Origin of the sequence: Mycobacterium shimoidei (assembly GCF_900417275.1) — a bacterium.
Lineage (GTDB): Bacteria > Actinomycetota > Actinomycetes > Mycobacteriales > Mycobacteriaceae > Mycobacterium > Mycobacterium shimoidei.
Genome location: NZ_UEGW01000001.1, coordinates 2,664,545 through 2,677,803, shown reverse-complemented (window position 1 = coordinate 2,677,803; position 13,259 = coordinate 2,664,545). Strand labels below are relative to the sequence as shown.

At 64.2% G+C, this 13,259-nt stretch carries 12 protein-coding genes and 1 pseudogene; 6 read left to right on the top strand and 7 right to left on the bottom strand.

Features of this window, described 5'->3' with window-relative positions:
- Positions 1-9: 9 nt before the first annotated feature.
- Together MSP7336_RS13100 and MSP7336_RS13095 are read right to left on the bottom strand one after the other, a co-directional pair.
- Complete coding sequence (locus tag MSP7336_RS13100) at positions 10-1,230, bottom strand: cytochrome P450 (protein ID WP_069394632.1); 1,221 nt, start codon at positions 1,228-1,230, stop codon at positions 10-12.
- A gap of 24 nt (positions 1,231-1,254) precedes the next feature.
- On the bottom strand, positions 1,255-2,262 hold the full coding sequence (locus MSP7336_RS13095) for an LLM class F420-dependent oxidoreductase (protein ID WP_069394417.1): 1,008 nt from the start codon (positions 2,260-2,262) through the stop codon (positions 1,255-1,257).
- A gap of 106 nt (positions 2,263-2,368) precedes the next feature.
- Between MSP7336_RS13095 and MSP7336_RS13090 the strand changes: the two genes are divergently transcribed.
- Positions 2,369-3,868: an acyl-CoA carboxylase subunit beta gene (locus MSP7336_RS13090; protein ID WP_113963866.1), complete on the top strand. Its 1,500-nt coding sequence runs from the start codon at positions 2,369-2,371 to the stop codon at positions 3,866-3,868.
- Between the two features lie 68 nt (positions 3,869-3,936).
- Here MSP7336_RS13090 and MSP7336_RS13085 read toward each other — a convergent pair whose 3' ends face one another.
- Together MSP7336_RS13085 and MSP7336_RS13080 are read right to left on the bottom strand one after the other, a co-directional pair.
- Positions 3,937-4,773, bottom strand: a complete 837-nt coding sequence (locus MSP7336_RS13085; protein WP_113963865.1) for an SDR family oxidoreductase — start codon at positions 4,771-4,773, stop codon at positions 3,937-3,939.
- Between the two features lie 5 nt (positions 4,774-4,778).
- Positions 4,779-5,825 carry a TIGR03857 family LLM class F420-dependent oxidoreductase gene (locus tag MSP7336_RS13080; protein WP_113963864.1) on the bottom strand — a complete coding sequence of 349 codons (1,047 nt, stop codon included), beginning with the start codon at positions 5,823-5,825 and terminating at the stop codon, positions 4,779-4,781.
- Positions 5,826-6,075: 250 nt separating this feature from the next.
- Between MSP7336_RS13080 and MSP7336_RS24260 the strand changes: the two are divergent.
- The 3 genes and pseudogenes from MSP7336_RS24260 to MSP7336_RS13065 all read left to right on the top strand — a co-directional run.
- A pseudogene (locus MSP7336_RS24260) lies at positions 6,076-6,357 on the top strand (cysteine hydrolase family protein); the annotation flags it as partial.
- Positions 6,358-6,388: 31 nt separating this feature from the next.
- A complete protein-coding gene (locus MSP7336_RS13070) occupies positions 6,389-8,056 on the top strand; it encodes an acyl-CoA synthetase (protein WP_113964900.1) in 1,668 nt (555 codons plus the stop codon).
- Between the two features lie 112 nt (positions 8,057-8,168).
- The gene (locus MSP7336_RS13065) at positions 8,169-8,705 is read left to right on the top strand and encodes a hypothetical protein (RefSeq protein ID WP_113963862.1); all 537 of its coding nucleotides are present in this window, start codon (positions 8,169-8,171) and stop codon (positions 8,703-8,705) included.
- On the opposite strand, the gene MSP7336_RS13060 is transcribed toward MSP7336_RS13065, so the two are convergent.
- The 3 genes from MSP7336_RS13060 to MSP7336_RS13050 are packed head-to-tail and all read right to left on the bottom strand — an operon-like array spanning position 8,702 to position 11,354.
- A complete protein-coding gene (locus MSP7336_RS13060; RefSeq protein WP_113963861.1) occupies positions 8,702-9,199 on the bottom strand; it encodes a DUF302 domain-containing protein in 498 nt (165 codons plus the stop codon). The two genes, MSP7336_RS13065 and MSP7336_RS13060, sit on opposite strands and share 4 nt — an antisense overlap.
- Entirely contained in the window at positions 9,186-10,154 is a 969-nt protein-coding gene (locus MSP7336_RS13055) for a carbon-nitrogen hydrolase family protein (protein WP_069394411.1), read from the bottom strand. The genes MSP7336_RS13060 and MSP7336_RS13055 overlap by 14 nt, the downstream gene beginning before the upstream one ends.
- 12 nt (positions 10,155-10,166) lie before the next feature.
- A complete protein-coding gene (locus MSP7336_RS13050; RefSeq protein WP_113963860.1) occupies positions 10,167-11,354 on the bottom strand; it encodes a thiolase family protein in 1,188 nt (395 codons plus the stop codon).
- A gap of 88 nt (positions 11,355-11,442) precedes the next feature.
- Between MSP7336_RS13050 and MSP7336_RS13045 the strand changes: the two genes are divergently transcribed.
- Entirely contained in the window at positions 11,443-11,934 is a 492-nt protein-coding gene (locus tag MSP7336_RS13045; protein ID WP_069394630.1) for a winged helix-turn-helix transcriptional regulator, read from the top strand.
- A gap of 109 nt (positions 11,935-12,043) precedes the next feature.
- A complete protein-coding gene (locus tag MSP7336_RS13040) occupies positions 12,044-13,255 on the top strand; it encodes a cytochrome P450 (RefSeq protein WP_113963859.1) in 1,212 nt (403 codons plus the stop codon).
- Positions 13,256-13,259 lie beyond the last annotated feature (4 nt).

The following is a 13,259-nucleotide window of genomic DNA, read 5'->3' as shown; positions in this document are numbered from 1 at the left end:
GCCGGACAGCTACCGGAACGAATAACGCACCGGCAGGTGCTTGAGGCCACCGACGAACGTTGTCGCGACGAGCTGCGGGTCGCCGGCCAGCTCGATCGACTTCAGCCGGGGCAGCAGCTCAGTGAAAAAGCTGCTCACCTCCATGCGCGCCAGGGCCGCACCCAGACAGAAGTGCACGCCGTAACCGAAGGCCAGGTGCTTGTTGGGGTCGCGGCCGACGTCGAAACGGAACGGCTCATCGAACACCTCCTCGTCACGGTTCGCCGACACGTAAGACAGCAGTACCGACTCCCCCGCGGCGATCGGGACGCCACGCACGGTGGTGTCGCGTGCCGCGGTGCGCATGAACTCCTTGACGGGAGTCACCCAACGGATCATCTCCTCAGTGGCCAGCGGCATCAATCCCAGATCGTCGCGCAGCCGCTGGTGCTGATCGGGATTCTCGATCAATGCTCGCAAGCCGCCGGAAATCGTCGCGCTGGTGGTGTCGTGGCCGGCGGTGGCGACGATCAAGTAGTACGACACCGTCTCGATGTCCGACAGCGGCTCACCGTCGATGCGCGCGTTGGCGATCGCCGACGACAGGTCCTCGGTCGGGTGTTCGCGACGCGACGCGGTGACCGTGTTGAAGTAGTTGAACATGTCGAGCAGCGCCGGTAGCTGGTCCTCGTTGGTGGTGCCGCGCTTGAACTCGGCGTCGTCGCTGCCGAACAACTCCTGGGTGAGCCGCAGCATTCGGGGAAAGTCCGCCTCCGGGATGCCCAGCAGCGACATGATCACGTAGAGCGGGTAATTGACCGCGACCTCTTGCACGAAATCACATTCCGGTCCGGCGGCTTGCATCTTGTCGACGTAAATCTTGGCCAGCTCGTCGACGCGAACTTTCAGCGCCCGCATCGCCTTGGGGCGAAACCAATCCGCACCGATCGCGCGCATCAGCCGATGTTGCGGATCGTCCAGGTGAATCAGCGTGCGCACCCCCGCTGCCGCTTGCATCTCGTCGCCCTCGGCAGTCGTCAACACCGGGCGCGGCCAGTTGGTGAACAGCATGTTCTCGCGTTCGATATCCATGATGTCGACGTGTCTGGTGATCGCCCAAAACGGTCGATAGTTCGGCACATCCACCCACGACACGGGTGCATTGGCGCGCAGATGTGACAGCGCCGCATGCAATTTCGTCTCGTCGGTATAGGCCATCGGATCGGCCAGCAGCTTGGCGGCGTCGTCCATCGTCGGTGTGCTCATGGCGGCTCCTTACTGACGCAGCTCTTGCAATACCGCGGTGACGGTGGCCTCGGGAAGGGTGGGTGGCAACGACGGCATGACCCGGTCGATCACGCCGTCGCACCGGCTCGCCAGCGCGCTGGCCAGCTTTTCGACCGGCGCGACCACCGCGAACGCCTCGAGCATGTCGTCGTCGATCAGCGAAGCCATCGCATCCCACTCCCCTTTGCGCGAAAGCCGATGCAGCTCGTCCGCCGTTTCCCCCCACCCGTGCAGCTCGAGGACTTTGCGGTAGGCCGGTGTTGATCCGTAGAAGGCGATCTGTTTGCGCACCCGGGCCGCGCCGGCTGCCAATTCGGCGTCGTCCCTGCCGGTTACGGTGAACACCGGGCACGCCACCTCGAATGCGCCCCGCTCACGACCGCAACGCTGCATGCCGCGCTGCACCGCCGGCATCGTCACCTCGTGCAGGTAGCGCTTGGTTGTGAACGCGTGGACCAGCAATCCGTCGGCGACCTCACCGGTCATCTCGGTCATCGCCTCGCCCACAGCGGCGATGAAGACCTTCGGCGCGACAAACGGTTGGGGCTCCGGGGTGAACATCGGGGTCATCAGCGTGTGCGTGTAGAACTCACCCTCGAACGCCAGCCTGGTCCCGTCCTTCCATGCCGCCCAGATCGCATGCAGCGCCAGCACGAATTCGCGCATCCGCCGTACCGGATGGCTCCACGGCATGCTGAATCGCTTTTCGATGTGCGGCTTGACCTGCGTGCCCAGCCCGAGGATGAACCGGCCTTGCGAATAGGTCTGCAGATCCCACCCGAGATTGGCGACGATCATCGGGTTGCGGGCGAATGCCACCGCGATGCTGGTGCCCAGTTCCAGGCGCGAGGTGTGCTCGGCGGCCAGCAGCAGCGGCAGGAACGGGTCGTGATTGATCTCGCCGGTCCAGCAGCCGTCGTAGCCGTGTCGTTCCAACGTGCGCGCCAACTCCGGCACCCGGGCGAGCTCGCTGAAAAGACCGCCGTCGACCTTCATCGGGGCAACAAGCGGATCGCCATGCCGCCGACGCTACAGTAAGCGCTTCAGTAGGGTCAACGGAGGTTAGGCTCGATACGGCCCGTCGACAAGTGAGGACATGCGGATGACCAAGCCCCCGGACTGGGAGGAGACGCTCGACGATCTTGATCGCCGCCGTCAGTACGCGCGGGGCATGGGCGGGCCTGAGCGGCTCGCCAAGCATCGCGAAAAGGGCAAGCTCGACGCGCGGGCGCGCCTGGAGCGGCTGCTGGACCCGGGCTCGTTTCGGGAGCTCGGCACGCTGGTGGGCGGCGAGGCCGCCGCCGCCGATGCGATCATCGTGGGCTCCGGCTTGATCAACGGCTCACCGGTGATGGTGGGCGCCGAAGACTTCACCACGTTGGCCGGCAGCATCGGCCCTGCAGGCAATTCCAAGCGATACCGCATCGCCGAACTGGCGCTGCGCGACAAGATTCCGTTGGTGATGCTGCTGGAGGGCGCCGGCTTTCGGCCCACCGGAGGACACTACGGGCGCAGCCCGACCGACCTGCTTGCCCAGGCGCAGTGCTCGGGGCGTGTTCCCACCGTCAGCGCCGTGCTCGGACCGTCGGCCGGACACGGCGCCCTGGTCGCCCCGGTGTGCGATTTCCGAATCATGAGCCGTCAGGGTGCGATCTTCACCGCGGGACCTCCTGTCGTGAAAGAGTCTACGGGCGAAGACATTTCGAAGGAGGATCTCGGCGGTCCCGACGTCGCGCTGCCCAGCGGGGTGATCCACAACGTCGCCGAGGACGACGAAGCGGTGCTCGACACCGTGCGACGATATTTGTCCTACTTCCCACCCAGCGCATGGTCATATCCCACGTCGCTGCCCCCGGACAAAACCACCGAATTACGGCCGACGCCGGAACTGCTCGACATCGTCTCCCGCGACAATCGCCGCGTCTACGACATGCGCTCGGTGCTCGATGTGGTGTTCGACCGTCCCGACTGGCTGGAGGTGCAGCCGCAATTCGGGCGTGCGATCATCTGCGCGCTCGCCCATCTCGGCGGCCATCCGGTCGCGGTTGTCGCCAACCAGCCACAGGTGCTGGCCGGCTCGATCGACGCCGACGCCGCCGACAAGGCAGCGCATTTCATCATGGTGGCCGACTCGTTTCATCTGCCGATCGTGTTTCTTGCCGACAACCCGGGCATGCTGCCCGGCAGCCGGTCCGAACGCGCGGGCGTGTTACGCGCCGGCGCGCGGATGTTCGCCGCGCAGACCGTGGCCACCACGCTCAAGCTGCATCTCACGCTGCGTAAGGCTTACGGGTTCGGGTCAATGGTCATGTCGCTGTTGAGTTTTGACGCGCAAGTGGCGACGTTCGCCTATCCGGGCGCGACGATGGGCGCGATGAGCGCCGCCGCGTTGAGCCGCGCGTCGCACGCTGGCGAGGACCTCTCGACCCAGTTGCGTAACGCCGAGCTGCAGGCGTCGTATCGGTCCGCCGAACACTTGGGTTTCGACGAGCTCATCGACCCCCGCGAAACCCGCGACGCGCTGCTGACGGCGCTACGGCGCGGCCTGCACAGTCGCCAAGCGGCGCCCGAGCCGGTCACGCGCACCGTGATCCTGCCGTAAGTGGCCCGCGAAAGTGCAACTACCGACGGCGCTTCTCGGGAAACGCGTCGGTAGTTGCACTTTCGCGGTCAGAAGATGTAGTTCTCGCCGCTTGCCCGCACCGTGACGTCGCTGAGACTGATCCCCCAGGGCTGATCGATGACGTGCACCACCGCGTTCGCCAGGTCGTCGGGGGTGATCAACCAGTACTGCATCGAGTCGATATCCATCTGCTCTTGTCCGAGAGTCCCGTCTTGCAGCTTTGCGACGTTCTCCAAGAACTGGGCGGCTTTGTGTCCGACGATGCCGACGGCCGCCGCTTCGTTGACGACCCCGCTGGCGAGGTTGGTTCCCAGCACGCCGGTCGGCTTGATGTTGGTCACCTTGATTTTGCCTTGGGCCTCAACACGTAACGACTCCGAAAGCACATCGACCGCCGCCTTGGTCGCGCTGTAGACCCCGGAGCCCTCGGTTCCGGCGTTGCCGTAGATCGACGAGATGTTGACGACGTGTCCGCGGCCCCGCGCGATCATGGTGTCGTAGACGGCCGCGATCCCGTTCACCACACCCTTGATGTTGATGTCGATCGCTTCGTGCCACTTCTCCCACGCACCTTCGTGATCGGCGAAAAAGGCCAGCGGCATCACGCCCGCGTTGTTCACCATTACGTCGATGGCGCCGTAAGTCTGGACGGCTTTTTGGGCCGCCGCTTTGACTTGGCCCATGTCGGTGACATCGGCGACGCAGCCGATGCCGTCATAGCCAGCAGCACGGATACCGTCGAAAACCTCGTTCAGGGGCTCGGCGTTGACGTCCATGCCGACGACTTTCGCGCCACCGGCAGCACATTTCTCGGAGATCAACCTGCCGAAACCGCTGGCGGCCCCGGTCACGATAATGACCTTGTCTTCCAAATACGTCGACATAACGCTCATGGTCGCATGGCGCGGTACGCGGCGACGACCGGTTCCAATTCATCCGGGGTGGCGCCGTGCATGATCACCGCGTCGGCGCCGTAGTCGAACTCCTGGCGGATGCGCTCCACGCACTGTTGAGGCGATCCGGTGGCCGACGGTTCCAGCCATTCGTCGGGGATTAATCCGGCGATGTGCTCAATCTGCTCGGGTGTGGCTTTGTGGTCGATACCGCCGGCGATGGACGTCACCACTGAGTCTTCCCGAAACCGCTGCAGCACAGCGGGATCCCAACCGTTGGTGCGCACCAACAAATCGCCGTATCCCTGCAGGTAGGTCGCCAGCCGAGCGACGGTCTTCTTCAGCCGCAACTGTTCGGGAAGATGATCGCCGACGGTGGCGAAGCACGACCACACCCGCACGCTGTCCGGATCACGGCCGGCCTTCTCCGCGGCGTCTTTGACAGTGTTCACACAACGCTGCACCGTCTGCGGCGTGAAGTAGGTGTGCAAGATGACATCGTCGAACACCCGCCCGCCCAGGGCGAGCGACCGAGGCCCGAACGCGACCAGCGCCAGCCTGATGTCTTCGTTGAAGTCGGGGTCGAGCACCAGCACCGGGTACTTGCCCATCGGGCCGTCGTGGTTGAAGATCACCTCGCCGTGCCACAGCCGGCGCATGACCTGCGCCCAATCCTCCATCTGCGCGGTCGTCACCGCCGGGATGCCGAACGCACCGTAGATGGCGGCGATGCCGCGCCCGATACCTAACGTGAAGCGTCCGCCGGAAAGCCGGTGCATGGTCGTTGCCCACGACGCGGTGATCAGCGGATGGCGGGTGTTGTGATTGGTTGCGGCGGTGGCGATCTGCATCCGGTTGGTCACCGCGCAGGCAGCGCCGACGAGCGACGACGCCTCCTTGACGTTCCAGCGCTCGGAGATGAACGCGGTGCCGAGCCCCATTTCCTCGCCGCGGCGGGCCTCATCCATCAACGTTGCGGGCCCCTCGCCTCCGGCGCCGGCCAGCAGGTAGTAGCCCAGTTCGTCAAGAACGCGATCGCTCAACTCACTGCTCCGTTTCCCCACGCAGAATCCGTTCCGACACTAGCCTGACAGGCAGGTGACGCCTACTGTAATCGTTACAGTATTGGTCTGGGTCGTACTACCAATACCTCGAACTCGCGAAGAAAGGGCCGATGATGCGGCCCCTCGACGTCATATAGCGCAGGAGGCACGGTGTGAAGGTTCCCTTCACCTGGAAGGTCACCGGGTGGTTCATGATCGGCTGGTCACCGGAGTTTCCGGTCGGCGAGGTCTGCTGCCCGAATTAAGGCCTGAGCCAAGCGATCTGGTGTTGAGCCGCTGGCATGGCGTCGTCCCGACGGGTGGCACCGACCTCGACGCCGTTCTGCGCAATCTTGGAGTCTCCACGATCGTGGTGATGGACGCCGTCAACGCTGCCTACCGGGTCGTGGTGCCCCGCGACGCGGTAACCGTACCGACAAAATATGGTGATGCGATCATCGACAACACGTTGTCTTTGCTCGCAACCATCACCACCACCGAGGACCTGATCAGCGCATGGAACAATCCATGACTGGCAACGCACCACAACCGCGAAAGGCATGATGTCTGACACTGCGACGCAATTCACGGTGCCGGCGGTCGTAGCTGCCGTTGCGGGTGCGATCGGTGACCGCGAGCTGGTCATTCAGGGCGATCGCCGTTACACATACGCGCAGCTCGTCGAGCGGTCCAACCGGCTCGCGGCGTACCTGCACTCGCGGGGGTTGGGGTGTCACACCGAGCGGTCGGCGCTCGCCGGCCATCAGGTGGGACAGGACCTCATCGGCTTGTACGCCTACAACGGCAATGAGTTCGTCGAGTCGCTCCTCGGGGCCTTTGCGGCCCGGGTTGCCCCGTTCAACGTCAATTTCCGCTATGTCAAGAGCGAACTGCAGTACCTGCTCGCCGACAGTGGTGCGACGGCGCTGATCTACCACGCCGCATTCGCGCCGCGGGTGGCCGAGGTGCTGCCCGATCTTCCCCAACTGCGGGTGCTCATCCAGATCGCCGACGATTCGGGCAATGACCTGATCTATGGCGCAGTGGATTACGAGACCATTGTCGAACGCGGCGGACGCGTCGGATCCGAGGCGCCGCCGCCCGTGCAGCCTTCACCCGACGACTTGTACGTGCTTTACACCGGTGGCACCACCGGAATGCCCAAAGGCGTGTTGTGGCGCCAGCACGACATCTTCATGACGTCGTTCGGTGGGCGGAATCTGGTGACCGGTGAGACGGTCGCATCCGTCGACGAGATCGTCGCGGGAGTGTCGCAGAATGCCGGCAGCAAGTTGCTGATCTTGCCACCGCTGATTCACGGCGCGGCCCAATGGAGTGTGATGACGGCCATCACGACCGGTCAGACATTGGTCTTTCCGTCCGTGGTCAACCACCTGGACGCCGACGACGTCATGCGCACCATCGAACGGGAGAAGGTGCAGGCGGTGACGGTGGTCGGGGATGCGATGGCACGGCCGCTGCTGACCGCCATCGAGAAAGGGATCGCCGACGTGTCGTCGCTGGCCGCCGTGGCCAACGGCGGCGCACTGCTGACGCCCTACGTCAAAGAGCGTCTGATCGAGGCGCTGCCCAACGCGATGGTGATGGACGCTGTCGGGTCCTCGGAGACCGGTGGGCAGATGAGCCATTTGTCGATGGCGGGCGCGGTGGCCACCGGCACGTTCAACCCGGGTCCGGACACCTTCGTCGCCGCCGAAGACCTCGGGTCGATCTTGCAACCGGGTCACGACGGCATGGGATGGCTCGTTCAGCGCGGCTATGTTCCGCTCGGCTACAAAGGCGACGCGGCGAAGACCGCCGCAACCTTCCCGGTAATCGACGGCGTGCGCTATGCCGTTCCGGGGGACCGCGCGCGTCACCGCTCCGACGGCGTCATCGAACTGCTCGGCCGCGACTCGGTATGCATCAACTCCGGCGGCGAGAAGATCTTCGTCGAAGAGGTCGAAACCGCAATCGCGTCGCATCCGGCGGTAGCCGACGTGGTGGTCGCGGGCCGGCCCAGCGAGCGGTGGGGACAGGAGGTCGTCGCCGTTGTCGCGCTGACCGAGGGCGCCGACGCCGACGCCGACGAGTTGATTGCGCATGCCGCAAAGTCGTTGGCGCGTTACAAGCTTCCCAAAGCGATCGTGTTCCGGCCCGTCATCGAACGCAGCCCATCCGGCAAGGCGGACTACCGGTGGGCACGAGAGCAAGCAGTCAACGACTGCTAGGCAACGATGCATTCACCGGGCGAAGTGACACCGGTACGAAGCTGATGTGTTCGCGGGCATTCGCGCGGGTGGTGTGGGTCTAGGCTCGAAGAGAGCCAAGGAAAGGTACGCGATGTTTGCAGCGTTCGGATTCGAAACCCTCGGTGTCGTCATCGGCGACATGTACTTCGTCGACCCGACCCCGCTCGAAGGCCAGGCGACCCCGGAACGGGGAGTCAGATTGGAACTGCGCCTTGTCGATCGGGCTGAACCGCAGGGCTCCATCTACGCCGGCGTCCCGATCACCCTCGGCCGACCGGTCTGGCGGGTGGATCTTTTCGGATCAACCGAGAGTCCACCGGGGACGCTGGACCGGGCCCACCATCACCCTCGCTTTAGCGGTTGGGAACCCGGCCGACGGCACTTCGTTCCCGAGTTGTCGGCCGACCCGCTGTCCTGGCTGGCCGGTCAACTGGCTGACCCGGCCGCGGTACTGGACCGTGCAGGCGTCGAGGCCGACGAGGCGTCCGGAGCCGATATCGTCGGACTCGCCGCGGCAGGCCCGGAGATCGTCGCTACGGTGCAACGGATGCTCGATGGCGTACGCGACGGCGAACTGGCTCCCTCCCCCGCCGAGCCGGTTGCTGCCGCCCGCACCGGCTGGCTCTAGTCTCTGGTGACCTTGGTGGCCAATGACGCCAACTTGGCATCGAGTTCCTCTGCAGCATTTAGCAGTTCGCGATTGGGCTCGACGACCATCAACGACGACGGCTTGACGTAGATCAGGCCGCTGTGGTCGTTGTCATCCTCGACAAGCAGCAGCTCGACCGGAGCGAACAGGCCGGCCGTGACGTCGTAGCGCAACATGGTGATGGCGATCAACGGGTTACCGAGGATGACGCGCAACGCCTTACGGTCAATGCCGGCCTTGGTGATCCAGCCGCCGTGGTTGAACAGCCCGAACAACATGAATCCGCTTGGGCCAACATGGCGTTGAACTTCCTGCTGGTAGGACTCCCAGCTATCGGCCGCCGAGGCGATGTCGTCGATCGGTACTGGCGTGTCGCCGATGTCGGCGAGGAGCGCGGCGACCAATTCGTCGTAACTCTTGGAGCTCTCGTAGCGCAACCGGACTCCGTCAAAGCGGGTTTCAGATGCTGGCATGCTGGGCCTCGTCAAGGTCGATACTCGAGTCGTGATCGTGTACGTGGGACGCAGGGGTGCGATCCAGCATGAGGCTCAGCAGTTCGGGTCGACTGTAGTGGCCACTGGCGTCCATGAGGACCTTGCGGGTGTTGATTGATGAGAGGTCGAGATCTGCGACGACGTCGCCCTCGCCAGAGCGCAGCGGCTCGCCCAGATATTCTCCCTGGGGCGTGATGATCGCGGTGAAATTCCCACCAGAGATCGGTCCGATCGGGGCGCCGGTGTCGGCCATGATCTGCGCCTGCTGATCGGCGTCGAGCCAAGCGGTGGCGTTGATGACGAAAGCAGCCGACTCCAACGCGTGATTGCGCACGCTGATCTCGGTCTGCTGCGCGAACAAGTCGCCGCCGAACGATCCTGGAAACATGCTCGAATGGATTTGCTCGCCGTCATCGATCAGGGCATACCGAGCCAGCGCGTTGAAGTGCTCAAAACACGCCAGCTGCCCGATGCGTCCGACCGCAGTATCGACCGCCCGCAATCCGCTGCCGTCGCCCTGTCCCCAGACCATTCGTTCGTGATAAGTCGGCGAGATCTTGCGCCGCCGCTGTAGCAACGTGCCGTCGGCGTCGAACAACAACTGCGTGTTGTACAGCGAACCACCGTCTCGCTCGTTGACCCCGATCGACACCACCATGTTGGCGGCCCGCGCGGCCGCGCTGATCGCATCGACCTCTGGCGACGGTATCGTCACCGCCTGCTCCAGCAGCCTCAGGTGTTCGGACCGCATCTCGAAGGGACGCAGCACGAACGAAAAATACGGGTAGTACGGGATCACGGTCTCCGGGAAGGTCGCGAACTGCACATCGCGCCGCGCCAACTGCTCGATCTTGGCGATCACTCGTTCGACGGTGCCTTCCCGGCTGTAGAGCACCGGGCTGAGTTGCACTGCGGCAGCGCGGATTACGGTCATCGTTATGCCCTTCTAGTCGAGTCGTTCGATGATGGTGGCATTGGCCATCCCGCCGCCCTCGCACATGGTCTGCAACCCGTAGCGACCCCCGCGCTGCTCCAGCGCATTAACCAGCGTCGTCATGATCCGCGCGCCGCTGGCTCCCAACGGGTGTCCGATCGCGATCGCGCCACCGTTGACGTTCGTCCTGGCCAGATCAGCCCCGGTGTCCTTTGCCCACGCCAGCACGACAGGGGCGAACGCCTCGTTGACTTCGAACAGGTCGATGTCGGCCAGCGTCAGTCTCGCGCGTCGCAGCACCTTCTCGGTGGCCGGAATAACCCCGGTGAGCATGTAGAGCGGATCCGAGCCGACCACGGTCGTGGTATGAATTCTGGCCAGCGGTCGCAGCCCGAATCTCCTGGCAGCCTCGCCGCTGGTGATCAGCACCGCCGCGCTGCCATCGGACAACGGTGAGGAGTTGCCGGGCGTGATATGCCAATTGATCTGCGGGAAGCGCGCCTCCAGCGCGGGATCGTAGAAGGCCGGCTTTAGTCCAGCCAGCGTGTCGACGGTGGTGCCGGGCCGGATGATCTCGTCAGTCGCCAGCCCGGCGATCGGGGCGAGTTCATTGTCGAAGAGCCCGTCCTTGGTAGCCCGCGCCGCCTTCTCGTGGCTGGCTGCAGAGAACTCGTCGAGCTCGGCGCGCGACAAACCCCACTTGGCGGCGATCAGCTCGGCGCTGATGCCCTGCGGTACCAAGCCGTCGGGATAGCGCTGCGTCATGCCATCGCCGAACGGGTTGCTGCCCGGCAACAGCGAGCTGCCCATCGGGACCCGGCTCATCGATTCCACCCCGGCAGCGACCACGACGTCGTAGGCGCCGGCGAGCACGCCCTGCGCGGCGAAGCTGATCGCTTGCTGGCTGCTGCCGCACTGCCGGTCGACCGTGGTTCCCGGAACGGACTCGGGGAAACCCGCGCCAAGCAGGGCGTTGCGGGCAATGTTGACGGCCTGATCGCCCACCTGGGTGACGGCGCCGGCGATGACGTCGTCGATCTGGGCCGGGTCGATGCCGGTTCGCGTAACCAGCTCACGCAGGCTGTGCGCCAGCAGGTCGACGGGCAGCACTTCGTGCAAGGCGCCGCCGGGCTTGCCCTTGCCGATCGGAGTGCGTACCGCGCCGACAATGACGGCGTCGCGATCGTGGTATCCGGCCATGACTCCTCCTCGAGTCTGAGTATTGTGCGCTATATTCAGCTATACCACCTGGGTATACTGGAGGCAACTCAGTCCGGAGGTGATTTCGATGACACTCCTGCAGGGCCCGCTCGCTGACCGCGATGCCTGGTCGCCGATTGGCGAATGCGCCATCGAGAAGACCATGGAGGTGCTCGGGACCAAATCCGCGATGCTGATCATGCGCGAGGCGTACTACGGAACCACCCGGTTTGACGACTTCGCCCGACGGGTGGGTATCACCAAGGCCGCGGCCTCAGCGCGGCTCGGCGAACTAGTCGAGCTCGGTCTATTGCGGCGCCAACCGTACCGCGAGCCTGGGCAACGCAGCCGTGAAGAGTATGTGCTCACCGAAGCCGGCCTCGACTTCATGCCGGTGGTGTGGGCAATGTTCGAGTGGGGCCGACGTCACCTGCCGGGCCGTGACCGGCTTCGGTTGACGCACCTGACCTGCGGCGGCGATGCGCAGGTGCAAATACGCTGCACCAAGGGGCATTTAGTGAGTCCTGACGAACTCGGTATGCGACTGGTGAATTCGAAAAAGCCCCGTGGCGCACCCTGATCCGGGACTTGGGCCCGAGCTGGGTCCAGCTTACGGCAGCCGTAGCGCTGCCAATATCATCTACTGTAATATTTACAGTACGATCATTCGGCGGCGACGGGGAGCAGGTGTGGAAGGTCAACTTCGCAACGCCGTACGCAGCGATGACAAGCCCGCCGACTTCCTCCGCAACCCCTACCCGTACTTCGCCCAGAAGCGCCGCGGTGCCGGCGTGTTCCACGGAACGGTCATTGACTACTCGCAAACTCCCGAGTCACTGCGACCCAAAAACTCCTTCGCCGCGCTGTCATTCGAGGCGGTGAACAAGGCGTTTAGAGACGGGCAGGTCTTCAGCTCGGCGTACTACGACAACACTATCGGCCTGTTTATGGGCCCCACCATCTTGGCGATGGAGGGCACAAAACATCGCGAACACCGCAACCTGATATCCGCGGCGTTCAAGTCCAAGGCGCTAGCCCGCTGGGAACCGAGCATCGTTCTGCCGATCTGCAACGCACTCATCGACGAGTTCATCGAAAGCGGCGAGGCCGACCTGGTTCGCCAGTTCACGGTGGAATTTCCCACTCGAGTCATCGCCAAGCTCCTGGGCCTGCCCGCCGAAGACCTGCCGACATTTCGCCGCCGTGCCGTGCAGCTGATCAACTACACCGTCAAGTACGAGCGCGCTTTCGAGGCGTCGGCAGCGTTGAAGGACTACTTTCTCGACCAGATCGAGCAGCGCAGAGCCTCGCCCACCGAAGACATCATTTCAGACCTGGTCACCGCGGAGATCGACGGTGAGAAGCTGACCGATGAAGCTATCTATTCTTTCCTGCGGCTGCTGCTGCCCGCCGGACTGGAGACCACCTACCGTTCGTCCGGCAATCTGCTGTATCTGCTGCTCACCCATCCCGACCAGTTCGATGCGGTGCAAGCCGATCACGAGCTGATCCGGCCCGCGATTGAAGAGGCGCTGCGCTTCGAGACACCGCTGACCACCGTGCAGCGGTTCACCACCGAAGACACCGAGCTGCAAGGGGTCAGCATTCCCACGCGCTCGGCGGTCGACCTGTGTATCGGCTCGGCCAATCGAGACGAACAGCGTTGGGAGCGCTCCGAGGAATTCGACATCTTCCGCAAGCCGGTGCCGCACATCTCCTTCGCGGCAGGCGAACACACCTGCCTGGGCCTTCATCTCGCACGCATGGAGACGCGGGTGGCAATGGAATGCCTGTTGAATCGGGTGAGCAACCTCAAGCTCATCACCGACGACGACCCGCACATCTACGGCCAACCGTTCCGTTCTCCGACGTCGCTTCCGGTGACATTCGACGCGAAGTAGGGTC

Bases quoted from the DNA above. Each gene is read 5' to 3' on its own strand.
- MSP7336_RS13085 (WP_113963865.1), bottom strand. From the start codon at position 4,773: ATGTCGACGTATTTGGAAGACAAGGTCATTATCGTGACCGGGGCCGCC.
- MSP7336_RS13095 (WP_069394417.1), bottom strand. From the start codon at position 2,262: ATGAAGGTCGACGGCGGTCTTTTCAGCGAGCTCGCCCGGGTGCCGGAG.
- MSP7336_RS13100 (WP_069394632.1), bottom strand. From the start codon at position 1,230: ATGGACGACGCCGCCAAGCTGCTGGCCGATCCGATGGCCTATACCGAC.
- MSP7336_RS13050 (WP_113963860.1), bottom strand. From the start codon at position 11,354: ATGGCCGGATACCACGATCGCGACGCCGTCATTGTCGGCGCGGTACGC.
- MSP7336_RS13065 (WP_113963862.1), top strand. From the start codon at position 8,169: ATGTTTGCAGCGTTCGGATTCGAAACCCTCGGTGTCGTCATCGGCGAC.
- MSP7336_RS13055 (WP_069394411.1), bottom strand. From the start codon at position 10,154: ATGACCGTAATCCGCGCTGCCGCAGTGCAACTCAGCCCGGTGCTCTAC.
- MSP7336_RS13045 (WP_069394630.1), top strand. From the start codon at position 11,443: ATGACACTCCTGCAGGGCCCGCTCGCTGACCGCGATGCCTGGTCGCCG.
- MSP7336_RS13060 (WP_113963861.1), bottom strand. From the start codon at position 9,199: ATGCCAGCATCTGAAACCCGCTTTGACGGAGTCCGGTTGCGCTACGAG.
- MSP7336_RS13090 (WP_113963866.1), top strand. From the start codon at position 2,369: ATGACCAAGCCCCCGGACTGGGAGGAGACGCTCGACGATCTTGATCGC.
- MSP7336_RS13070 (WP_113964900.1), top strand. From the start codon at position 6,389: ATGTCTGACACTGCGACGCAATTCACGGTGCCGGCGGTCGTAGCTGCC.